At 62.2% G+C, this 23,097-nt stretch carries 20 protein-coding genes and 1 tRNA gene; 7 read left to right on the top strand and 14 right to left on the bottom strand.

All coding sequences use genetic code 11. From position 1 onward, the window contains the following. Positions 1-3: 3 nt before the first annotated feature. The 7 genes from BUC36_RS05745 to BUC36_RS05720 all read right to left on the bottom strand — a co-directional run bounded on the left by BUC36_RS05745 (position 4) and on the right by BUC36_RS05720 (position 5,524). The gene (locus BUC36_RS05745) at positions 4-636 is read right to left on the bottom strand and encodes a 50S ribosomal protein L25/general stress protein Ctc (protein WP_073272606.1); all 633 of its coding nucleotides are present in this window, start codon (positions 634-636) and stop codon (positions 4-6) included. A gap of 199 nt (positions 637-835) precedes the next feature. Further along, positions 836-1,765: a ribose-phosphate pyrophosphokinase gene (locus tag BUC36_RS05740; RefSeq protein ID WP_073272604.1), complete on the bottom strand. Its 930-nt coding sequence runs from the start codon at positions 1,763-1,765 to the stop codon at positions 836-838. A 75-nt stretch (positions 1,766-1,840) separates the two neighbouring features. Continuing rightward, positions 1,841-2,083 (bottom strand): hypothetical protein, encoded by a 243-nt coding sequence (locus BUC36_RS18730; protein ID WP_143186888.1) that lies wholly within the window; start codon positions 2,081-2,083, stop codon positions 1,841-1,843. Further along, positions 2,052-2,126 (bottom strand) — tRNA-Gln (locus BUC36_RS05735). The genes BUC36_RS18730 and BUC36_RS05735 overlap by 32 nt, the downstream gene beginning before the upstream one ends. A 13-nt stretch (positions 2,127-2,139) precedes the next feature. After that, a complete protein-coding gene (gene ispE, locus BUC36_RS05730; RefSeq protein ID WP_073272602.1) occupies positions 2,140-3,033 on the bottom strand; it encodes a 4-(cytidine 5'-diphospho)-2-C-methyl-D-erythritol kinase in 894 nt (297 codons plus the stop codon). Positions 3,034-3,096: 63 nt separating this feature from the next. Next, the gene (gene lolB / locus BUC36_RS05725) at positions 3,097-3,717 is read right to left on the bottom strand and encodes a lipoprotein insertase outer membrane protein LolB (RefSeq protein WP_073272601.1); all 621 of its coding nucleotides are present in this window, start codon (positions 3,715-3,717) and stop codon (positions 3,097-3,099) included. Further along, a complete protein-coding gene (locus BUC36_RS05720) occupies positions 3,701-5,524 on the bottom strand; it encodes a tetratricopeptide repeat protein (RefSeq protein ID WP_084535639.1) in 1,824 nt (607 codons plus the stop codon). The genes lolB and BUC36_RS05720 overlap by 17 nt, the downstream gene beginning before the upstream one ends. 238 nt (positions 5,525-5,762) lie before the next feature. On the opposite strand from BUC36_RS05720, the gene hemA reads away from it, so the two are divergent. The 4 genes from hemA to BUC36_RS05700 all read left to right on the top strand — a co-directional run bounded on the left by hemA (position 5,763) and on the right by BUC36_RS05700 (position 9,979). Next, positions 5,763-7,040: a glutamyl-tRNA reductase gene (gene hemA, locus BUC36_RS05715; RefSeq protein WP_073272595.1), complete on the top strand. Its 1,278-nt coding sequence runs from the start codon at positions 5,763-5,765 to the stop codon at positions 7,038-7,040. Next, positions 7,037-8,119, top strand: a complete 1,083-nt coding sequence (gene prfA, locus BUC36_RS05710; RefSeq protein ID WP_073272593.1) for a peptide chain release factor 1 — start codon at positions 7,037-7,039, stop codon at positions 8,117-8,119. Before hemA ends, prfA begins: the two co-directional genes overlap by 4 nt. Before the next feature lie 51 nt (positions 8,120-8,170). After that, a complete protein-coding gene (gene prmC / locus BUC36_RS05705) occupies positions 8,171-8,998 on the top strand; it encodes a peptide chain release factor N(5)-glutamine methyltransferase (RefSeq protein ID WP_073272591.1) in 828 nt (275 codons plus the stop codon). A 63-nt stretch (positions 8,999-9,061) separates the two neighbouring features. After that, complete coding sequence (locus BUC36_RS05700; RefSeq protein WP_073272589.1) at positions 9,062-9,979, top strand: cation diffusion facilitator family transporter; 918 nt, start codon at positions 9,062-9,064, stop codon at positions 9,977-9,979. Here the strand turns inward: BUC36_RS05700 and BUC36_RS05695 are convergent. Further along, a complete protein-coding gene (locus tag BUC36_RS05695) occupies positions 9,976-11,511 on the bottom strand; it encodes a succinylglutamate desuccinylase/aspartoacylase family protein (protein WP_084535637.1) in 1,536 nt (511 codons plus the stop codon). The genes BUC36_RS05700 and BUC36_RS05695 overlap by 4 nt on opposite strands. Before the next feature lie 137 nt (positions 11,512-11,648). Then, positions 11,649-13,019: an MATE family efflux transporter gene (locus tag BUC36_RS05690; protein ID WP_073272586.1), complete on the bottom strand. Its 1,371-nt coding sequence runs from the start codon at positions 13,017-13,019 to the stop codon at positions 11,649-11,651. 77 nt (positions 13,020-13,096) lie between these two features. Here BUC36_RS05690 and BUC36_RS05685 point away from each other — a divergent pair, with 77 nt between their 5' ends. The 3 genes from BUC36_RS05685 (at position 13,097) to BUC36_RS05675 (ending at position 16,730) form a co-directional block, all read left to right on the top strand. Beyond that, entirely contained in the window at positions 13,097-13,726 is a 630-nt protein-coding gene (locus tag BUC36_RS05685) for an HvfX family Cu-binding RiPP maturation protein (RefSeq protein ID WP_084535635.1), read from the top strand. Positions 13,727-13,845: 119 nt separating this feature from the next. After that, complete coding sequence (gene rhlB, locus BUC36_RS05680; RefSeq protein ID WP_234994894.1) at positions 13,846-15,408, top strand: ATP-dependent RNA helicase RhlB; 1,563 nt, start codon at positions 13,846-13,848, stop codon at positions 15,406-15,408. A 173-nt stretch (positions 15,409-15,581) separates the two neighbouring features. After that, positions 15,582-16,730 (top strand): hypothetical protein, encoded by a 1,149-nt coding sequence (locus BUC36_RS05675; RefSeq protein WP_073272582.1) that lies wholly within the window; start codon positions 15,582-15,584, stop codon positions 16,728-16,730. A 104-nt stretch (positions 16,731-16,834) separates the two neighbouring features. On the opposite strand, the gene cysZ is transcribed toward BUC36_RS05675, so the two are convergent. The 5 genes from cysZ to gatB form a co-directional block, all read right to left on the bottom strand. After that, entirely contained in the window at positions 16,835-17,668 is an 834-nt protein-coding gene (gene cysZ, locus BUC36_RS05670) for a sulfate transporter CysZ (protein WP_073272580.1), read from the bottom strand. Positions 17,669-17,681: 13 nt separating this feature from the next. Next, positions 17,682-17,981, bottom strand: coding sequence for a PA4642 family protein (locus tag BUC36_RS05665; protein WP_073272577.1), 300 nt, complete (start codon positions 17,979-17,981; stop codon positions 17,682-17,684). Between the two features lie 52 nt (positions 17,982-18,033). Beyond that, positions 18,034-19,566, bottom strand: a complete 1,533-nt coding sequence (locus BUC36_RS05660; protein ID WP_073272576.1) for an amidase — start codon at positions 19,564-19,566, stop codon at positions 18,034-18,036. Positions 19,567-19,692: 126 nt separating this feature from the next. After that, the gene (locus tag BUC36_RS05655) at positions 19,693-21,381 is read right to left on the bottom strand and encodes an AMP-binding protein (RefSeq protein ID WP_073272574.1); all 1,689 of its coding nucleotides are present in this window, start codon (positions 21,379-21,381) and stop codon (positions 19,693-19,695) included. Positions 21,382-21,644: 263 nt separating this feature from the next. After that, positions 21,645-23,096, bottom strand: coding sequence for an Asp-tRNA(Asn)/Glu-tRNA(Gln) amidotransferase subunit GatB (gene gatB / locus BUC36_RS05650; RefSeq protein ID WP_234994893.1), 1,452 nt, complete (start codon positions 23,094-23,096; stop codon positions 21,645-21,647). Position 23,097 lies beyond the last annotated feature (1 nt).

Raw genomic sequence — 23,097 nt, 5'->3', positions numbered from 1 at the left:
TGCTTACTCTTCGCCTTCGCCTTCGCCTTCGCCTTCAGCGGCTTCGGCTTCGATGGCGCCGCGCGGCTTGTGCACGGAAGCGACTACCAGGTCGTGGTCGGCGCCGTGGCTCAGGTCCACAGACTCAACGCCGGCCGGCAGTTTGATGTCGGAGATGTGCAGGATGCCGTCCATTTCCAGGTTGGCCAGGTCCACTTCGATGAACTCGGGCAGCTTGGCAGCCGGCGCGCTGATTTCCAGCTCGGTCAGGGTGTGAGACACGATGCCGCCAGCTTTAACGCCTTTGCAGGTCTCTTCGTTCAGGAAGTGCAGCGGCACTTTCACGTGAACTTTGGTATCGGCGGAAACGCGCTGGAAGTCGATGTGCAGCAGCTGTTGCTTGGCCGGGTGACGCTGCAGATCGCGCAGGATCACTTTGTCTTCCTTGCCGTCGATGTCCAGGGTCAGTACGGAGGAGAAGAAGGCTTCGTTCTCCAGGGCCTTGAACAGGTCTTTCTGCAGTACAGAGATAGACTGCGGCTCGGACTTGCCACCGTAAACGATGCCGGGGACAAGACCTTCCAGGCGACGCAGGCGGCGGCTCGCACCTTTCCCTTCGTCGCTGCGGACGTTGACGTTCAGTTTGATATCAGACATGGGGTAAACCTCTGGTTGTCTGCCCAGGGCGACCTGCGACCGGACCGCTCTGGTCTTACTTTACAGTAAGAGTTGCTGTAAATCGGATTGCTTCAATCCAATAGTAAACGCCCGGCGGGGCCGGGCGGGCGCGTATTCTACGGGAATCGCGAGGAAAGGCAAAGCGCTGCGTGCATCGCAGCACCCTGCCAGCGGGAGATCAGCGGAACATCGCGGACAGCGATTCCTCGTTGCTGATGCGGCGCATGGATTCCGCCAGCATCGCGGACAGGGTCAGTTGGCGGATCTTCGGTGCGCGCGCCATCTTGTCGCCCAGTGGGATGGAGTCGGTGACTACGAGTTCATCCAGAACCGAGTTGTTCACGTTGTCGATGGCGTTGCCGGACAGCACCGGGTGGGTACAGTAGGCCACGACCTTCTTGGCGCCGTGTTCTTTCAGGGCATTGGCGGCATTGCACAGGGTGCCGGCGGTGTCGACCATGTCGTCCACCAGCAGGCAGGTGCGGCCACTGACTTCGCCGATAATGTTCATTACCTCGGCCACATTGGCGGCCGGGCGGCGTTTGTCGATGATGGCCAGTTCGCAGTCGAGGCTCTTGGCTACGGCGCGGGCGCGCACGACCCCGCCGATGTCCGGGGACACCACCACCAGGTCCTGGTAGTTCTGGCGCTCGATGTCGTCCAGCAGTACGGAGGAGCCATAGACGTTGTCCACTGGGACGTCGAAGAAGCCCTGGATCTGCTCGGCGTGCAGGTCGACGGTCAGTACGCGGTCGATGCCCACGCTCACCATCATGTCGGCCACCACCTTGGCGGAGATCGGCACCCGCTGCGAGCGGACGCGGCGGTCCTGGCGCGCGTAGCCGAAGTAGGGCACCACCGCGGTGATGCGGCCGGCGGAGGCGCGGCGCAGGCCGTCGACCAGCAGGATCAGCTCCATCAGGTTGCGGTTGGTGGGCTGGCAGGTGGACTGCACAACGAAGACGTCGCGGCCGCGCACGTTATCGGTGATTTCTACTGCAATCTCGCCATCGGAGAAGCGCTTGACCACCGCTTCGCCCAGGGGGATCGCCATATGGTCGACAATTTTCTGTGCCAGTTCCGGGTTTGCGTTACCGGTAAAGACCATTAAGTCAGCCACTGCGAGTTCCTTTAGTTCTGTCTGCAAATGAAATGAAGTGTAGATGCCTGCGTCTATGAGCTGTTAGCGCGCGATTGCGTCACCTTTATGCCGGGCGGCACAGGCGGCCGCGAGGGAAATAAGATAATGCTCTTCATTACTACCCGGCGTCACATGGATGTGACGCTCGCAATTCAGCGGCGAAGCCGTTGAATTGGCGGGAGTCGATTGCGGACCTGTGCCGCGATCGGCGTCTTTTGCAGAATTCAGGATGAATTCTGCAAAACTGAAAGAGTGGCTGGGGCGGTAGGATTCGAACCTACGCATGACGGGATCAAAACCCGCTGCCTTACCGCTTGGCTACGCCCCAGTAAGTTTGCGCCTTAAGTGGCCGGCGCAGTCTTCGCAAGTTGCCGGTGGGTGGGAGATTCCTGCACCCCGGCGGCGACAAATCCGCTCCATTTTGGCGGCAGCTTGGCGAGCGCATCGTTGGCTGCCTGTGCCGAATCGAAAGCGGCGAAAACGCAGGCTCCGGTACCGGTCAGTTGCGCCTTGGCAAACTGTTGCAGCCACTCACGGGCTGCGCGGATTTCCGGGTAGAGCGTTTCGACCAGCGCCTGGCAGTCGTTGCCGGAGCTTTGCTCCAGCCAGTCGCTGTCCAGACGTATGTCGCCGGGTTGCCCCTCGCGAAGGGCCGCTAATGTAATTGCGGTGGAATCTCTTGTCAAACGCGGATCGCCAAAAACCGCCGCAGTGCTGACCGCGCAGTTGGGCACCAGCACCAGATAGTACTGGGGTTCGGTGATCACCGGGGTAAGCTTTTCACCGATACCCTCGGCCCAGGCTGTGCGGCCGCGCACGAACACCGGTACATCTGCGCCCAGCTGTGCTCCAAAGTCCGCCAGCTCATCGATGGTCAAATGGCATTGCCACAGGTGATTGAGGCCGAGCAGGGTTGTGGCCGCGTCACTGCTGCCGCCGCCGATGCCGCCGCCCTGAGGCAGGTTTTTCTGTAGGCGGATGTGCGCGCCCAGCGTGCAGCCGGTGCGCTCTTGCAAAAGTCGCGCGGCGCGATAAATCAAATTGTCCTGCTGTGGAATTTCCAGGGCGCCGGCATCCACTGTGAGTTCGCCCTGGTCGCGTGTTTCAAAGGTCAGCAGATCGCCAAAGTCCAGTAGCTGGAACAGGGTCTGCAGCTCGTGATAGCCGTCGGCCCTGCGGCCGAGAATTCGCAGGATCAGGTTGAGTTTGGCGGGTGCGGGCAACTGCAGAATCATGAATGATGGCTGGGTCAGTTAAGCAGAGCGGTGCATGATACCGATCTGCGCGTGATCCATCATTCAAAAAAGCCACTCTTTGATCACCAGTGTCACTTTTACCGGTCCCGCCGCGCCGCGCGTTTCCGCCTTGATGCGGGTGGGCAGTACATAGGGCCCGCGGTTCAGGTATTCGCTGAAATTCAGCTGCCAGCCGGATTGCCGCAGGGATTGCAGCTGGCCGTGTGCGTTGCGCTGCTGGTTGCTGGCGCCGCCGGGGGCGGGCAAGCCGCGCACCCAGTAGAACATCTCGTTGACCGGCAGCGGCCAGCCGAGAGTATCCATGGTGAGTTGCGCCGGGTTGCTCGCCTGCAGAGGGGGTTCGTTGCCGCGCTGCAGGCTGACTCCGCCCGGGGAACCACTGATCACCGTGGCGCCGGCGCCGAGGGGGCCGCTCAGGTGGATGCGGTAAACCGGCGCAGACTGCTGTTCCCAGGTCAGGTTGGCACTGCCGTTATCTGTGGGTGAGCGCACCCCGAGCTTGCCGCGGATGGTCCAGTTCTGCAGCTGCATGGCCGATTGTTCCGCAGCGCTGGGTGGCTGGGGTTTCTGGCCGGCACAGGCGGCGAGCAAAAAGGCCAGCAGTGCCAGCGATACAAATTGAACCCTTTTCGCGGCGCGGGAAGATTCAGTTGTCGGATGCATGTTGCTCCAATGATTCGTTGATTTGCAGGCGTTTCATCGCGGCCGGAATGATGGTGCTCTGCGGATTGTTTTTCATGCCCTGTTGCCAGACTTCCATGGCCTTTTCGCGATTACCCTGCACCCACAATACTTCGCCGAGGTGGGCGGCAATTTCGTGGTCGGGTAATTTCTCCAGGGCTTCCTGCAGATATTTTACGGCTTCGTTGTGATTGCCGAGACGGTACTGTATCCAGCCCATGCTGTCGATGATCGCCGCGTCATCCGGGCGCAGTTCCAGTGCCTTGCTGATGAGTTGCAGGGCCTCGTCGTGGCGGGACTCGTCGTCTATCAGCTTGTAACCCAGCGCGTTGAGAATGGTGGCGTTGTCGGGATCCCGCTCCAGCAGTTTGCGCATGCCCTGTTCAAAAGCGGCTCCGTTGCCGAGTTTGTCATTGAGCAGGGCCTGGGTGTAAATCAGCCTGCCGCTATCACTGTGCTTTTCCAGGGCCTGATCAACCAGCTTCAGGGCCTGCTGGTGCAGATCGTTTTTGCGCAGTAGTTCGGCTTCCATCAGGTAAAAGTGTTCCTCCTGTTGCGGATGCCGCTGTCGCAACTCGACAAACCACGCGCGGTTGTCGTCACTCTGCCCGGAGACTGCAAGTAGCTCTGTGCCGCGAGTGATGGCCTCGACATAGTCATTGCCCGGCTCAACCTTGCGGTAGTGGGCCACTGCGGTGGGAATGTCCTTTTCCTTTTCGGCGATGCCGGCCAGGTAAAAATGCGCGGCCGATTGGTGCTGTTCCAGTGTCAGCAGCCGTTCGAACAGCGGTTTGGCTTCGTCGATATGGTCGGTTTCGTAGCGAATCAGCGCCAGGGAGAGGATCAGGTTGCCGTCCCTGGGGTTCTGTTTTACCAGTTCCGCAAACTGCTGTTGGGCCAGCGCGAGATCCTCGCGGATCAGCAGGCGCGCATACTGCAGGCGCAGACGACTTTCCTGTGGGTAGATGCTGACCAGTTTCTCCAGCAGATGAATCGCCTCCTGTCGTTTGTCCATGTCGACGAGCAGGTGTGTCTCCAGCAGCGGCGCATCAAGCAGGCGCGGATGCTGTTCCTGCACGCGGCGCACCAGGGCCAGCGCTTGCGGGTACTGTTCGGAGGCGCGCAACATCATGGCATAGGCCAGTACCACCTCACCATTGGTGGGGTATTTCTCCGCCAGTCGCCGGAATTCGGGCATCATCTGCTCTGTCAGTTCGCGGTTGGATACGGCGGTGGCGGCGAGGGATTGCAGGGGGGCATCGCCGCCCAGCGCCAGTGCCTTCTTCGCATGGACCAGGGCGGTGGCCAGGTCGCCGGCCAGGGTCAGTTCGGCAGTGGCGGCCAGCTGCGCCTCCGGATCTTCGGGTTCCAGCTCCGCCCACAGCCGCGCCGAGCGCAGTGCCGCCCGCCGGGCGTTGAGGAAGCGCGCAATGCGCGTGGCGCGGGCGGCCACGCCGGCATCCTGGGTGCGCTCGGCCTGGTGGAAATAGTTGGCCAGGGCGACATCGTACTGCTCGCGGTTGCCGGCGACTTCGGCGACCAGCAGCGTATAGAAGGTATCGATCGGGAAAGCGCGCACCGCCGTTTCGTTTGCGACGGCGGGCACTGGCGCCACATTTTCCTGCGGGGTGGCCTGCTGCGGTTCCTGCGGAGGGGCCTGATCCGGAGCCTGGGCCTGTTGCTGGGCGCAGGCACCCAGGAGCAGCGACAAGGCGGCCGCGATCAGGCTTTTGCGGGACAGGGGCGAAACGGATCTGGCGGCTGGATTCGGGTGAGGTACAGGGAACATATAGGCGTATCCGTACGTTGGCCCCGCGCGGGGGCCTGCGCGCGGGTGGCGTGTTGTAAACGATTATCGCCGTATAATTCTAGTCGCGAATTGCGTGTGGGGCCGTACGGCGGCGGTGCTATCCCCTAGTCTGCGCGCAATTAAACCGTCTCCTGACCTTGCAAGCGGGGCGGCTGCCCGGGAAAATGCGCCCCCAACGCGGGTTCCGCACCTCAAGATTTAACGCCAACGGAAATCTATGCCAATCCTAGCTCTGGGTATCAATCACGACAGCGCACCCGTCGACGTGCGCGAGCGGGTGGCTTTTGCCCCCGAAGTGATGCCCGGTGCACTTGCGGAAGCGCGCAAGGCTCTGAGCTGCCCGGAACTGGCGATACTGTCGACCTGTAACCGCACCGAAATCTACGGCGAAGTGGAGCGCGAACGCCTGCTCGAATGGCTGGCCGCTTACCACCACGTCTCCCGCGAGCAGCTGGACAGCTGCAGCTACAGCTACAGCGGTGAGGCGGCGGTGCGCCATATGATGCGGGTGGCCTGCGGGCTCGACTCGCTGGTGCTGGGTGAGCCGCAGATCCTCGGGCAGATCAAGTCCGCATACGCGGTCGCGCGGGAAAGCGGCAGCGTCGGCACCCTGCTGCACAGTGTGTTCCAGCAGGTGTTTGCGGTAGCGAAAAAGGTGCGTACCGAGACCGCCATCGGCGAAAATCCGGTGTCGGTGGCTTTTGCCGCCGTATCTCTGGCGTCGCGCATCTTCACCGATTTAAAGGAGCAGACGGCACTGCTGATCGGCGCCGGCGAGACCATCGAACTGGTGGCGCGCCATTTGCTGGAGCAGGGGGTGCGTCGGCTGATCGTCGCCAACCGCACCCTGAACCGCGCGCAGCAGCTGGCTGAAAACTTTGGCGCCGAGGCAATACTGCTGGCGGATATTCCCGAGCATTTGCCCCGTGCGGACATCGTCATCAGCTCCACCGCCAGCCAGCTGCCGATTCTCGGCAAGGGCGCAGTGGAATCGGCGCTGAAGAAACGTCGCCACCGACCGGTATTCATGGTGGATATCGCCGTGCCGCGGGATATTGAATCTCAGGTGGGGCAGCTGGACGACGTCTACCTCTATACCGTTGACGACCTGCGCGGCGTGATCGACGAGGGCAAGCGCTCGCGGGAGAAGGCCGCCGAGGCCGCGCACTCTATCGTCGAGACAGCGGCGGCGGAGTTTATGCGCGAGCGCCGGGCGCTCGGTGCGGTGGACACCATCCGCAGCTACCGCCAGCGCGCCCAGGAAATCGGCGGTGCCGAGCTGGAGCGCGCCCTGCAACAGCTGGACAAAGGAGTGGAACCGCGGCGGCTGCTCGAACAGCTGGCCCGTTCACTGACCAACAAACTCATTCACGCGCCCACCGTCAGCCTCAAGCGCGCCACCGCCGAGGGCGACCTCGAGCGGCTGCGTATCGCGCGGGAAATCGTCGGGCTGGACCCGCTGACCGATATCGATTTAGAGAAAAAAGACGGATGAAAGACTCGCTACTGAACAAACTGGAAAACCTGCAGGAGCGCCACGAAGAGGTGTCGGCGCTGCTCGGTGACGCCGAGGTGATATCCGATCAGGAGCAGTTCCGCGACCTCTCCCGCGAGTACTCCGAACTGGAGGAAGTGGTGAAATGCTACGGCCGCTACAAACAGCTGCAGGACGATATGGCCGCGGCGCGCGAGATGCTCGACGAGAGCGACCCGGAAATGCGCGAGATGGCGCAGGAGGAGTTGCGCGAGGCGGAAGTGCAACTGGAGCCGCTGGAGCGCGAGCTGCAGACACTGTTGCTGCCGAAGGACCCCAATGACCGCAAGAACGTCTTTCTGGAAATCCGCGCCGGCACCGGTGGTGACGAAGCGGCGATTTTCTCCGGCGACCTATTCCGCATGTATTCCCGCTACGCGGAAAAGCAGGGCTGGCGCATCGAGATTATCAGCGAGAACCCCGGCGAGCACGGCGGCTACAAGGAAATCATCACCCGCGTTGCCGGCGAGGACGTCTACGCAAAATTAAAGTTCGAGTCTGGTGCGCACCGCGTGCAGCGGGTCCCGGAAACCGAATCCCAGGGGCGCATCCACACATCCGCCTGTACCGTGGCGGTTATGCCGGAACCCGACGAGCGCGATGCCATTGAGATCAGCAAGGCGGACCTGCGCGTGGACACCTACCGCGCCTCCGGTGCCGGTGGTCAGCACGTCAACAAGACCGACTCCGCGGTGCGCCTGACCCACATTCCGACCGGTATCGTGGTCGAGTGCCAGGACGAGCGCTCGCAGCACAAGAACCGCGCCAAGGCGATGGCCCTGCTACAGGCCAAGCTTTCCAGCGAACAGGAAGCCGCGGCGGCCAGGGAGATTTCCGATGCGCGCAGAAGTCTGGTGGGCAGCGGCGATCGCTCCGAGCGTATCCGCACCTATAACTTTCCCCAGGGGCGCGTCACCGACCACCGCATCGGCCTGACTCTGTATAAGCTGGACGAAATTATGCAGGGTGCGCTGGAGGAAGTGATCGAACCGCTGCGCACCGAGCACCAGGCGGACCAGCTGGCGGCGCTGGGCCAGTGATGGCTTGCGCGGTAACTGTTAACGCGGTTGCCACGCAGTGAATATTTGGCAATGAGTACCGTCAAGCAGAATCTTGCCCGCAGTGCCGAACTCGCCGGCAGCGACAGCGCCCGCCTCGATGTCGAGGTGCTGCTCGGTCATGTACTCGGCCGCCCGCGCACCTGGCTGTATACCTGGCCGGAATACGAGCTGACTGTGGCGGAACAGGGGCAGTTCGACGCGCTGCTGGCGCGCCGCCACAGCGGCGAGCCGGTGGCCCACCTGACCGGTGAACGGGAGTTCTGGTCGCTGCCGCTGAAAGTCGACGCGTCCACTCTCATCCCCCGCCCGGAAACCGAACTGTTGGTGGAAACCGCACTGGAGCTCTGCCCGCAGCAACAGCTGCGCGCGCTGGACCTGGGCACCGGCACCGGTGCCATTGCGCTGGCGCTGGCTTCGGAACGGCCTGGCTGGCAGATTGTTGCCGCGGAACGTTCCGCGGACGCCGCGAGGCTGGCGGAGGAAAATCGACGGTCACTGGGTTTCGACAATGTGCAGATTGTGCGAAGCGACTGGTTTGCACAGATAGCGCCGCAGGTGTTCGAGCTGATCGTCAGCAATCCCCCCTATATCGATGCCGCCGATCCGCATCTGGAGCAGGGCGATGTGCGCTTTGAGCCGCGCTCGGCGCTGGTGGCAGACCGCGAGGGGCTGGCGGATATTGAACATATCGCCGTGCGCAGTGTTGAATTTCTAACTGCCGGCGGCTGGCTGCTGGTGGAGCACGGCTGGCAGCAGGCGGCGGCGGTGCGCGATATTTTCGCCGCGGCGGGTTTCCACAATGTCGAGAGCCGCGAGGACTTTTCCGGTTGGGAGCGGCTGACGCTGGGGCAAAAATAATTCCATCGCAATGGCTCCTGTCCGGCGCGCATTGCAGAAAATGATTTCACCGGGAGGGAATCCGTGCACGAACACGTCCATCACCGCCACGGCAGCGGCCACCTGCGTCCGCTGGTCTGGGGCCTGATTATCACCTTCGTCTTTGCGATAGTTGAGGCGGTCGGTGGCTGGTTGTCCGGTTCGCTGGCACTGCTGGGTGATGCCGGACATATGGCCACCGATTCACTGGCGCTGGCACTGGGCGCGGTGGCCGCACTGCTGGCCCAGCGGCCGGCGGACCGCGAGCTGTCTTTCGGCTGGGGCCGGGCGGAGGTACTGGCGGCGATCGTCAACGCGGTGTTCATGCTGTTGATCGTGATCGGCATCTGCTATGCGGCGGTGGGCAGACTGCGCGCGCCACAGCCGGTGCAGGGCGGCACCGTGATGCTGATCGCGTTTATCGGCTTGCTGGTCAATTTGCTGGTGGCCTGGACACTGCACCGCGGCGAACAGACGCTGAATATTCGCGGCGCACTGCTGCATGTCATGGGTGATCTGCTCGGTTCGGTGGCAGCGCTGATTTCCGGCGCGGTGATCTATTTCACCGGCTGGCTGCCGATAGATCCGCTGCTGTCGATGCTGATCTGCCTGCTGATCCTGGTGTCCAGCCTGCGCCTGCTGCGCGATGCGGTAGATGTGCTGATGGAACGGGTACCGCGGGAGCTGAGCCTGCCGGTGGTGGGGGAGACGCTGGCGGCGGTGGAAGGCGTGCGCTCCGTGCACGACCTGCATATCTGGCGTCTGGATAGCAGCACCGTGTCCCTGTCGGCGCATATCGTCGTCGACGACCTGCAGGCCTGGCCGGCGGTGCTGGAGCGGCTGCGCGAAACCCTGATCAAGCGCTTCGATATCGATCACATCACGCTGCAGCCGGAGCCGCTGAGTCTCGCCGGCGTGCTGATTATCGACCGGGTCAGCGGTGCGCAGACGCCCGGCGATTAATCCTCGTCGCGGCCGTCGTTGTCGGTCGACTGGCTCTCCGTCATTTCCGCGGTGCCATCTGCGGCTTCATCGGCGTGCGCCTCGCTTTCCACCGGCTTGGCTTCCGCGGCAGGGGCCGCGGTTTCCTGTGCCGCCTGCTCGCCCTCTGCGGTCACTTCTTCCGGCGGGCTGATCTGTTCCTGCGGAGCCTGAATGCCGATGTGGTAGGCGGCAAAGCCCGGCTGTACCACCTGGTCCATCGCCATACCCAGAATGCGGCCGTTGTGCTGGGAGCGGATCTCGGTGCGCACATTAGTGATCGGGTTGGTCACCGTGCCGAGCAGATCGCCCTTGCGCACGAACTGCCCCAGCTTCACATCACTGAAGATGATGCCGCCGGTAGTGGCGCGCTGCCAGGTGGAGTTGTAGTAAACCGGCTCCGGCTCACCCCACAGGCGGAACTTGGTCACCATGCCGAGCTGGTTCAGCAGGGTGCGGATGCCCTTGACGCTGTGACTCACCGACAGCTCGTCCAGCACCATCGGCGCGCCAGCTTCCAGCGTGACTGTCGGAATGCCGGCCTCAACTGCCGCGCGACGCAGGGTGCCCTTGGCGCCCTCGCTGTGCAGCACCACGGTGGAGCCGAACCCCTTTGTCATCTTGACGATCTTGGGATTGCTCAGATCGCCGCGCAGCTGCGGCAGGTTGGTGCGGTAGAAAGAACCGGTGTGCAGGTCCACGACGGCGTTGCAGTGGCTGATCACCTCGTGGAAAAACGAGTGGGCGATACGCGATGCCGAGGAGCCGCGGGGGTCACCGGGAAAATGGCGGTTCAGGTCGCGGCGGTCGGTCAGGTAGCGGGAGCCGCGGTGGAAGCCCTGCAGGTTGACGATGGGCACACCGATGACAGCGCCGCTCAGATTGTTGGCGTCGAGGTTGTACATTACCCGGCGCACCGTCTCTATGCCGTTCAGCTCGTCACCGTGCACGGCGGCAGTCAGGCAGAGCGTCGGCCCCGGATTGGCGCCATTGACCACCAGTACGGCGGTGGAGCTGTAGACGCCCTCGAAATGCTGTGACGGGGACCAGGCCAGGCGAGTGGCGGTGGCCGGCGGCACCTCGGCGCCCAGCAGGCGCAATGGCTTGGCCTGTTCCGGCGCGGGCGCGTCGGTCTGTCGCGGCTTGCTGTCTGCCGGTGTCTGCTGGGCATCGGCGGGTGCGGTTTCTGCCGGTTGTGGCTCCGAGGCGGCCGCAGGTAGCTCTTCCAGTTCCTCGATCGGCTGGTCCAGTTGCAGGTTTTCCGCCTGGGGCAGGGGATCCCCTTCCGTGCCAGCCGGTGCGGACTTGTCCTGGGTCTGCTTTTCGGTCTCAGCGGGCGCGGCCGGCTTCTGCTCCTCCGTCAGCGGCTGGTCCAGCTGCACGTTTTCCGCTTGCGGGATGGGCTTGTCCTGCGGCTCCTCCGCCTCGTTCATGGCCAGGGCCTGGGTGGATGCCAGCAGTATTGCGATGCTCAGTGTGCGGCGAGATCGGCTCAGGGGCGAGCGCAAGAACATTCAGTCACTCCGGTTAAAACTTGATTGCAGGCAGAAATACGCGCCTGTCGAGTGAAGACTTGGAGCGCGATTATAGCGAAAGCGTTCCCTTGGCCGGCGACGATATTTGACCGCTCAGGGCCAGGGAGGCCATAGAGCTACTTAGAGCCCCCTTGGTGAACGGCCGCGATAGCGCGGTGACTGGTGCGCCACAGGCGCAGCCCCAGCAGAATTGCCGCGGTACCCAGTCCGATACATATGCCTACCCAGTAACCGTAGACCCCCCAAAAGTTCTCTCCCAGCCAGTAGGCGGCCGTCAGCCCCACCAGCCAGTAGGAGAACAGCTGTATGTACATGGGGGCGCGGGTATCCCGGTAGCCACGCAGTGCGCCCCAGGCCATGGCCTGGGCCACATCCACCAGCTGGAAGGCGGCGCACAGCAGCAGGAGATTGGTTGCGACGGCGACGATATCGGCGTTACTGGTGTAGGCGAGTACGAAAGGATGGCGCAGGGTGATCAGCAGCACACCGGTGGCGAATGCAAACAGCACGCCGCTGCTGATCCCGACCTTGCTGGTGAAACGGGCGCGCTTGGGGCGCCCCTGGCCCAGCAGCTGTGCGGTGCGGATACTCAGCGCCTGTGCCAGCGCGAGTGCTACCAGGTAAAAGATCGAGCCGATATTCAGGCCTATCTGGTGCGCTGCCAGGATGGTGGCGCCGTAGGGGGCCAGCAATATCGTCAGGCTGGCGAAGAAGGTGACTTCACTGGCCGCGCCGATGCAGATCGGCAGTCCCACCGCCAGCAGGTGCCGCTGCGTCGGCCAGTGGGGGCGGGGCGGCAACAGCCTGAGTTGCAGCGCGCGGTAGGCCGGGTCGTTGCCCGCGTGCCAGAAAAGTGCCGCGGCAATTGACCAGCTCGCCAGGGCTGTAGCCCAGCCACAGCCGGCACCGCCCATGGCGGGTATCGGTCCGGCGCCGAACACGAACAGAATGTCCAGCGGGATATTCAGGACCGCCGCCGCGAGATATATCCGCATGGCCGGGCGCACCTGGCCCATGCCCTCGCAATAGCCGCGAAGCGCCGTGCCGACGGCAAAGGGCAGGGTGCCGGTGGCGAGCGCCAGCATGTACTGCTCCAGTACCCGGCGCACCGGCTCCTCGGTGTCAATCCAGTGGCTCCACAGCGGCACCGCCAGCAGGGCGCCAACCACGATCAGGCCCCCGACCAGCGCGATCCACAGCGACTGTTGCAGATGTGCCGCACAGCCCTGTTCGTCCCGTGCGCCGCGCAAGTGCGCCACCAGGGGCGAAACCGCCGCCAGCAGGCCGATCAGGGTGACTGCGAAGACCGCCCAGATACTCGCTCCCAGGGCCAGGCCCGCCAGGTCCACCTCGCCCGCGCGACCGGCGACGATGGTGTCGGTAACGCCCATGCTGACGACAGCAAGGTTGCTGACCACCAGCGGTCCGCCGAGTGTGGTCAGGTGCGAGAGTTCGGTGGCTGTGGCCCGTCGGTAAAGCTTGAGCATAGGGATGTAACAACTGGGGGTAGTGCGTCGACTAGTCGGCTAAAGTGAAAAACGAACGCGGGCAAAGAGGGCGAATTATGGATGGCACACCGGACCGGTTCAATCGGCTTTATGGCGGCTTCCTGCGCGGCGTGCGCTCGATAGACTGGTTGGCTCCACTGGCACTGCGAATCTACCTGGCGCCCATCTTTATCCTGTCGGGGATGAACAAGGTAAGGCATATCGACGACGTCGCCGCCTGGTTCGGCAATCCGGACTGGGGCCTGGGCCTGCCAGCACCGCTGCTGATGGCCTGGCTGGCGGCCCTGACTGAACTGCTCGGCGGCATTGCGCTGTTGCTCGGGCTGGGGGTGCGACTGGTGGCGATACCGCTGATGTTCGTGATGGCCGTCGCCGCGGTGACGGCACACTGGCAGTACGGCTGGTCCGCGCTGCCCGACCAGACCCTGGTAATGCCCTGGGAGTGGCGCAAGGACCTGATTGCCGAGGCTGCGGTACGCAAGGAGAAGGCGGTGGAGCTGCTCAAGGAGCATGGCCACTACGAGTGGCTGACCGAGGCCGGTAATTTCACCATCCTGAAAAACGGTATCGAGTTCGCCGCCACCTACTTCATTATGCTGCTGGCACTGCTGTCCAGCGGTGCGGGGCGCTTCTTCAGTCTGGACTATTGGATCTGCCGTCACTGTGGCAGGAGAGAATCTCGCTAGAGTGGTGGTATACTCGCCGATTATTTAACCCACGCCGCCCATGGCGTGCGCCCTGCGGGCGCCTGCGGCGTTCAAATTCGCTCCTGGCGAATTTGTGAGCATTTAAGCGAGTATTTCACTTGATAGGAAAGTTGTTCCGCCGTTCCGGGGCCAAAAAAGACGAGAAGCAGCCGCAGCAGGAAAAGAGCACCCAGCGTGGGGAGGAGAGCCCCAAGCGCGCGGGAGAGCGCCAGCGCCCCGGCAAAAGCGCCAAACCTGAGGGCAAGAAAGGCCCTAAACCCAACAAAGCGGAAAGGCGCCCTGAGTCCGCTTCCGCGGGCGGCGGCAAGGGCGAGTCCCGCCGGGGGCGGGGCGGCAAGAGCCGGAAGACCGCGCCTGCGCAGAGTGCTCCCTGGTCACTGGATGAATTCAAGGTGCCGGAACAGGAAGGCAAGGTGCGTTTTCACGATCTGGGACTGCCCCCGGAGCTGATGCACGCAATTTACGATCTCGGCTTCCAGTACTGCTCACCGATTCAGGGGCGCTCACTGCCGCACACCCTGAATGGCCACGACCTGGTGGGCAAAGCCCAGACCGGCACCGGCAAGACCGCCGCCTTCCTGGTCACCATTATCGATGACCTGCTCAAAAATCCCTTCGAGGGCGAACGCTATGCTGGCGAGGCGCGCTCACTGATCATTGCGCCGACCCGCGAGCTGGTGATGCAGATTGCCGACGACGCCAAGGCCCTGTGCAAGTACACCGATCTGGAGATCCACACCCTGGTTGGCGGGATGGATTACCAGAAGCAGCAGCGCAACCTGCACGAGCGCCTGGTGGACATTCTCGTCGCGACGCCCGGCCGGCTGCTGGATTTCGCCAGCAACCGCGATTGCTACCTGGACCAGGTGGAAGTGCTGGTGATCGATGAAGCTGACCGTATGCTGGATATGGGCTTTATTCCCCAGGTGCGCCGCATCGTCCGCCAGACACCGCGCAAGACCCACCGCCAGACGATGTTTTTCTCCGCGACTTTCACTCCGGAAGTGGATTCGCTGGTGGAGCAGTGGACCGATGATCCGACCATTGTCGAAATCGAGCCGGAGCGCGTGGCCACCGATTCCGTCGAGCAGCATGTCTACCTGGCGGCGAGCGAGGAAAAGTACACATTGCTCTACAACATTCTGCAGAGCGATGCAGTGGACAGTCTGATCGTGTTCGCCAATCGCCGCGACCAGTGCCGCCGCCTGCACGAAAACCTGCTGGCCCACGGTATCTCCGCTGGCCTGCTGTCCGGTGAAATCGCACAGAACAAGCGCGTGCGTACGCTGGAGGACTTCAAGTCTGGCAAGACCAAAGTGCTGGTGGCTACCGATGTGGCCGGTCGGGGTATCCACATCGACGGCATCAGTCACGTGGTTAACTTTACCCTTCCCGAAGAGCCGGAAGATTACGTGCACCGCATCGGTCGCACCGGCCGCGCCGGCAAGACCGGCACTTCCATCAGCTTTGCCTGTGAAGACGATGCCATGCGCCTCGAGCCGATCGAGCAGCTGCTGGGAGGAAAGCTGAAGTGCGAAATGCCCCCCGAGGAGCTGCTGGTAGAGCCGCCGAAAGTGAAAGTGCAGCGCAGCGGCGGTGACCGGGACAACCGGGACAACCGCGGCGGTCGTCGCGGCGGCGGCCGTCGGCCGCGCCACTAGGCAAACCGAAAAAGCGCGGGCTGAGCCCGCGCTTTTTATTGTACGCGGACAAAGAATAAACAGACCGCCTGTAAAATCTCTGGGACAATTGAGAGATTGCGACTAGCAAAAGTTGTACTCGGGCGACGATTGTTTTTATCTTTATACCGATTTTTCAGAATAACGATGTCACCATGCGCACCCTGTATCTGCATATCGGTTTTCACAAGACCGCATCGAGCTCGTTGCAGCTGGCCCTGAAGCGCCACGCCGACCGGTTGCTCGAGCAGGGCTATGAGTTTGTTTCCCTGGGCAAGAAGGGCAACTCATCCGCGGCGGTAGACGTGCGCAAACAGGACGGGCGCCTGTTCTTCAGCCTAAATCAGCGTCTTGAACAACTGCTGGCAGACAGCCGCGGCCAGCGCGTGATCGTGTCTGGCGAGCACTTTTCTTTCCTGCATACCGCGGAAGAAATCGAAAAGGTTCGCGACGTCTGCAGGAAAATCTTTGACGATATCGTGGTCATTGTCTATCTGCGTCGGCAGGACCGGCAGGCAATGTCCTTCAAGCAGCAGGCGGCCAGGGCCAGTGAGCGCGACTGGAGTTCCTCCAGCAAGCTGATGGGGCACAGCGAGGGCGCTTTCCCCGAACTCACCGACGATGTCAAAACCTATTACGACTATTTCGCCAAGTTGCAGCTGTGGGCGCAGGGTTTTGGCCGGGATTCTCTGCGTGTGCGGGACTTCGATGTCGCCAGAAAGTGCCAGGGCGATATAGTGACGGATTTTGCCGCACTGCTGGGCGGCGAGGTCGATATTCCGCCGTGTCGCGTCAATGAAGGCGTCTGCCGCAGACAGTTTCTGCTGACCCACAAGCTGATCGAACTGGGAGTGGGGCGGTCGGAAATCGACAAGCTGAAACCGCTGATGTCGACCGATACCACTCCCCTGACCCCCAGCCGCGCCTCGGCACTGGCGTTCTTTCAGCAGTTTGAAACATCTAACCGCAACCTGAATGATCACTATCTGACTTGCGAGAGCGGACTGGCATTCAGCGCAGATTTCAGTGCTTACCCCGATGAGGGTAACGACAGGATTTCTTTCTCCGATGTAGATCACTGGACGGTGGATCTTCTCAACGCGGGATTGGACAACCCGCTCGGGCTCAGAGACGCCTTGCTGGCAGACCGAGTGCACGCGCTACTAGTTGCCGATTGCCGGAACGAAGCGCTTCGCGAGGAGCTGTCTGCGCTCCAGCGCTGCCTGGCACAGACGACCGAGATAGCCGCACACCGGGAGCCCTGGTACAGGCGGGTCAGGAAAAGGAAGAGTAGCGGCAGGTAACTGCTGCCCGACCTGCTGGATCGTATTCCCGCTGGTTAGTGCGCGTGAGCAAGGGAGTGGCAGGTAGCGTTAGTCAATAAAATCGCGGGCTCTGCCCGCGTTTTTTATTGGTCGAGCGGCAGCTTGTCCGTGCCAGGATCGCCCTCCTGCCGCAATCGTTCAATCCACAGTGCGGTACCTCCAGCCACCGCCGCGGGCATCACAAAGATGTTCAGTATCGGCACCATCTTTGCCAGCATTACAGCGCCGCCGAAGCTCAGGGAGGTCAGCTTGCGCCGCAGCAGAACGCTTTTCAGTTCGTCGAACGGCCGCTGATGGTTGTCCAACGGGTAGTCCACGTATTGAATGGCCATACACCAGGCGCCCCAGAGACCGCCGAGAACCGCCGGCACAAATACGGTCCAGCTGGTAAACAGTGCGATAATCAGGATAACCAGGCCCCAGCCGATAAAGTAGCACAGCTTGCGCAACTCTCGGCCCAGGGTACGCAGGACCATTTTCCCCAGTGGCTCCTGTGGCGGCGCCTTGCCAGTGAGGAGTTCCTCGACCTTCTCCGCAAGAAAGCCGTTAAAGGGTGCGGCGATGATATTGGTGATAATGCCGAACAGGTAGCCGTAAACGAAGAAAAACAGCACCAGTACCGCCAGTGCTATCACCCAGGCCAACCAGCGGAATGCATCCGCGGCCCAGGCCGCCCCTTTCGCCATTACCGCTTCCCACCAGGACATGTTCTCAGTGTTTACCGGTGTGTGCGAGAGCAGGCTGCTGAGGTAGTCCACGAGACCGCCCAGCTGCGAAATCATCACCGCGCTGATGGCGATAAACAGCACCAGGTTGATCAGCAGCGGAACGATGATAAACGGACGGAGTTCGCGCCTGGTCAGCAGGCGGGCGCCGCGCATCAGCGCGTCGATGCCATGTGCGGGATTCGAGGTCATGACTTGTCTCCCGTCAGGCGCGGGCGCCGGCGGCCTTCAGGACCTCTGCATATTCTGCCCCCTGGCGGTGATCCTCGATTCGTGCCAGCAGTGTTTTACCCTCCGGTCCGGGGCTGTCGAGGTCCAGATTCTGTTCCTGGAACAGGCGCACGAAAGTGGCGAAACTTTCTGCTTTCATGCTGCGGTAGGCGCGCTCCAGCAGATAGTAATCGCGATTGACGCCTTCAGGCGCTTCGCCAATCAGAAAGCCGGCGATACGTTGATCGTCGAAAACTTCGCCGAGTACTTTTTGCTTGTCTTTTTTCAGGCTCACAGACTCTTCCTTAACTTGTCACGGAATTGGTGGGGCAGCCGTACAGTGCGGTTTACATTGGGTCGCCGGCGAGAAATTCCGGCGCGCGGCGCTGCAGGCTGGCCTGCTCGTAATTGTACGCAGCGCGGATCAGTATGTCCTCCCGATTGGCGCCAGCGAAAAACGAGATGCCGACCGGCAGGTGTTCGACAAAACCCATCGGCACGGTGATATGCGGATAGCCGGCCACAGCCGCCGGCGTCGTGGCGGAGCCCTGGTAGTGGTCGCCGTTGATATGATCGATCTTCCACGCCGGGCCCACGGTTGGCGCGACCAGAATATCGACGCCGTATTTCTTTAGGGTTGCATCAATGCCCTCCTTGCCGGCGAGTGACTTGAGCCTGGCGATTTGCTGGTCGTAGTCGGGTTCGCTGCGTCCGCGGGAGGTCTGCGCCTTGATAAATATCTCCTGGCCAAAGTAAGGCATTTCCCGCTCGCGCCGTTCCTCGTTGCCTTCGATCAGTGCATCCAGGCTTTTGTAGTCGCCGGTGGTGCCGGCCAGATAGTCGTTGAGTGCGTCCTTGAAATCCCAGGACAGCAAATCGAATTCCTTCTCGTGAATCGCATCCAGGGTTTCGATATTGGCGTTGTCGACAATGACACTTCCCTGGCTTTTCAGGGTATCCAGCGCACGCTCGAAGACCTCGTCGGTGCGCGCGCTGTAGCCCATCAGGTTGCGCGCCACGCCGATCCGCATTCCCTTCAGGCCGCCGGCAACTAGGTTGTCCGCGTAGCGCCCACGCGGGGCTACGGCGAAGGGGTCGGCGCTGTCGCGTCCCACCATGGCGTCCAGCAGCAGCACTGCCCCGGTGACCGTAGTGGCCATGGGGCCGGCGGTATCCTGGTGCACGGAGATGGGAATAATGCCGGAGCGGCTGATCAGCCCCAGCGTGGGCTTGATGCCGACGATGCCGTTGATCGCCGACGGGCAGGTGACGGATCCGTCGGTCTCGGTGCCTACGGCGAGGGGCGCTAGCCCGGCGGCGACCGCCACTGCCGATCCGGCGCTGGAGCCGCACGGAGAGCGGCTCAGGTCATAGGGGTTGCGAGTCTGGCCGCCGGTGGCACTCCAGCCGCTGGAGGAGTTGGTCGAGCGGAAGTTGGCCCACTCGCTGAGGTTGGCTTTGCCGAGCACGATCGCGCCGGCCTTTTTCAGCTGGTCGACCAGAAATGCGTCCCGCTCGGGAAAATTGTCTGCGAGCAGTCCCGATCCGGCGGTGTTGGCGAGACCGTCGGCAGTATCGATATTGTCTTTCAACAGTACTGGAATGCCGTGCAGGGGCCCCAGCAACTTGCCCTGGGTGCGCAGTTGGTCGAGCCGCGCAGCTTCCCGCAGGGCTGCGGGGCTGATCTGGGTTACCGCCCTGAGCTCGCCGTTGTGCTTTTCGATCAGCTTCTGATAGCCGATAACCAGTTGTTCGGATGTGGTGCTGCCGCTATCGAGCGCGCGGCGTATCTCTGTGACGGAAGGAGAATCGTTGGCCCAGCTCGGGGAGCCGGCCAGCAGTGACACTGCGGTGAGAGTTATTGCTCTTATTGTTTTCATGGGAAACCTTCAGCGCTGAGGTGAGTGGTTGCGTTCCCATGGTACAGAAGAAGCTTGATGTTGGGGGAGTCGATGCAAGTGTTGCGCGCGGGTGGCGGGCGCAGAAAGGCCGCGCCCGCCGCTTTTCTATTCCTCGAGGCCGAGCTCGGCGATGGAGATCTCGCGCATTTTGAATTTCTGGATTTTGCCGGTCACGGTCATCGGGAAGCTGTCGGTGAACTTGAAGTAGCGCGGCACCTTGAAGTGGGTGATCCTGCCTTTGCAGAAATCCCGCAATTCCCCCTCGGAAACTGTGCCGGCATCGGCGCGCAGTTGCACCCAGGCGACCAGTTCCTCACCGTATTTCTTGTCCGGCACACCGGTGACCTGCACATCGGCGATGGCCGGATGGGTGTAGAGAAACTCCTCCACCTCTTTCGGGTAGATGTTCTCGCCACCGCGGATCACCATGTCCTTGATGCGGCCGACGATCTGGATGAAGCCGTCCTCGTCCATGGTGGCCAGGTCGCCGGTGTGCATCCAGCCGTCGCCGTCAATGGCAGCGCTGGTGGCTTCCTCGTTGTTCCAGTAGCCGAGCATGACACTGTAGCCGCGGGTGCACAGTTCGCCGATTGCGCCGCGCGGTATCGTCTCGCCATTGGCGGGATCGACGATCTTCGATTCCAGGTGCGGCTGCGTGCGGCCGACGGTGGTGACGCGCTTGTCGAACGGGTCGTCGGCGGCGGTCTGGGTCGACACCGGGCTGGTTTCGGTCATGCCGTAGGCGATCTGCACCTCGCGCATGTGCATCCTGTTATTGACTGCCTTCATGACTTCCGCGGGGCAGATGGAGCCGGCCATGATTCCGGTGCGCAGGGAGCCGAGATCGTAGTCGGCGAAATCCGGGTGTTCCAGCTCGGCGATAAACATGGTGGGCACGCCGTACAGGGCCGTGGCGCGCTCCGCCGCCACGGTTTCCAGTACCGCGCCGGGATCGAAGCCCTCGCCGGGGTAGATCATGGTCGCCCCGTGCGTGACGCACCCCAGGTTGCCCATGACCATGCCGAAACAGTGATACAGCGGCACCGGAATTACCAGGCGGTCGCACTCGTTCAGCTCGATGCTCTCGGCGACGAAGAAGCCGTTGTTGAGGATGTTGTGGTGGGACAGGGTGGCGCCCTTGGGGAAACCGGTGGTGCCGGAGGTGTACTGGATATTGATCGGGTCGTGATAGTTCAGTGATTGCTGCACCGCCGCCAGTTGGGCCGCGCTGGCCTTGCCGGCCTCTTCGAGCAGTTCGCTCCAGCGCCACATACCGTCGTAGCTCGTCTCGGCGAGATTGACGACAACCTGCAGGTGCGGCAGCTTGGCGGCTGTGAGCTCGCTCTTCGCTGACGTAGTCAGTTCCGGGGCCAGTTCGTGGAGCATCTGGGTGTAATCCGAACCCTTGAAACGCTCGGCGATCACCAGCATGCGCATTTGCGAGTGGTTGAGGGCGTATTCGAGTTCGTGCAGGCGGTAGGACGGGTTGATATTGACCAGGATGGCGCCGACCTTGGCGGTGGCGAATTGCAGCGTGGTCCACTCGGCGCAGTTGGGGGACCAGATGCCGACCCGGTCGCCCTTGCCGATGCCGATGGCCAGCAGTGCCCGGGCACAGGTGTCCACCTGCTGCTGGAATTCCCGGTAGGTCCAGCGAAGCCCCTGGTGGCGCACGATCAGCGCGTCCCTGTCGGGAAAGCGCGCCGCGATCTCGTCGAACTTGTCGCCGATAGTCATATCGATCAGCGGCTGGGTATTGTCGCCGCGGGCATAGCTGAGAAGCGTGTCTGTCATCGCCGGTACCTCGTTGTTGTTATCGTACTGCGTTTGTCGTTATCGATTATTGCCGTTACTTTCGTGACTCTCGTTCCCTTTGTCCAGTAACCATTAGTCGAATAGCGGGCTGTTCCCACGTAGAAGCGAGATAGGATTGAATTGTTCGCGAGTCGGATAGCGGCCGGCGGTGGTGCGAAGCGGGGGTGGGACGGGAGCGGGACGGACTGGGGATTCCGGGGGAGCCCCTATAGCGGAAGAGGCTCCCCCGATGCCGGCGGGGATCAGAGCAGGGCGTCGAGCTTTTCCTTGAGGATCTTGTTGATCAGCTGCGGATTGCCCTGGCCCTTGGAAGCTTTCATGATCTGGCCGACAAAGAAGCCCATCATTTTCGGCCGCTTGGCCTCGTCGGCACTGCGGTAGTTCTCCACCTGCGCGGCGTTAGCGGCGATGACGTCGTCGACCATCTTCTCGATGGCGCCGGTGTCGGAGACCTGCTTGAGACCGCGCTTTTCGATCACCTGGTCCGCATCGCCCTCGCCCTTGGCCATGGCGTCGAACACCTGCTTGGCGATCTTGCTGGAGATGGTGTTGTCCTTGATGCGCAGAATCAGGCCGGCCAGCTGTTCGGCGGAGACCGGCGACTGTTCGATGGACAGCTCTTCCCGGTTCAGCAGTGCGGCCAGTTCACCGGTCATCCAGTTGGCTGCCAGTTTGGCCTCGCCGGATTTTTTCGCCGCGGTTTCGAAATAATCTGCAGAGGCGCGTTCCTGTGTCAGCAGGTCCGCATCATAGGCGGACAGTTTGTACTCGTCGCGGAAACGCGCGGCTTTGGCATCCGGCAACTCCGGCAGCTCCGTGCGCAGCTTCTCCACGTAGTCGTCGGTGAGCACTACCGGCAGCAGGTCCGGGCAGGGGAAGTAGCGGTAGTCGTTGGCCACTTCCTTGCTGCGCATGGAGCGGGTTTCGTTTTTGTCTGCGTCGTACAGGCGGGTCTCCTGCACAATGCTGCCACCGTCCTCGAGGATGTCGATCTGGCGCTCGGCTTCGACCTTGATGGCGCGCTCGACAAAGCGGAAGGAGTTGATGTTTTTCAGCTCGGTGCGGGTGCCGAGTTTTTCCTCGCCCTTCAGGCGCACCGACACGTTGGCGTCGCAGCGCATCGAGCCCTGGGACATATCGCCGTCGGAAATGCCCAGGTAGGTGACGATACTGTGGATCTTTTTCAGGTAGGCGACCGCCTCGGCGGCGCTGCGCATGTCCGGCTCGGAGACGATTTCGATCAGCGGTGTGCCGGCGCGGTTCAGATCGATGCCGGACATACCGTGAAAGTCTTCGTGCAGTGATTTACCCGCATCTTCTTCCAGGTGTGCGTGGTGCAGGCGCACCGTCTTGCTGCTGCCATCCTCTAGGTGAATTTCGATTTCACCGGGACCGACGATCGGTTCCGCCAGCTGGGTGGTCTGGTAGCCCTTGGGCAGGTCCGGATAGAAATAGTTCTTGCGCTCGAATACGGAGCGCCGGCCGATTTCCGCATTCATCGCCAGACCGAACATCGCCGCAAAGCGGAAGGCCTCCTCGTTGGGGACCGGCAGGGTGCCCGGCATGGCCAGGTCGATGGCGCAGGCCTGGGTGTTCGGGGCGGCGCCGAACTGTGTGCTGGCGCCGGAGAACAGTTTCGACTTGGTGGCGAGCTGGACGTGGACTTCCAGCCCGATAACGATTTCCCATTCCACA

Source organism: Microbulbifer donghaiensis, from assembly GCF_900129095.1.
Classification (GTDB): domain Bacteria; phylum Pseudomonadota; class Gammaproteobacteria; order Pseudomonadales; family Cellvibrionaceae; genus Microbulbifer; species Microbulbifer donghaiensis.
Note: the sequence above shows the minus strand (reverse complement) of the source record. Positions and strands in the feature narration are given on the sequence as shown.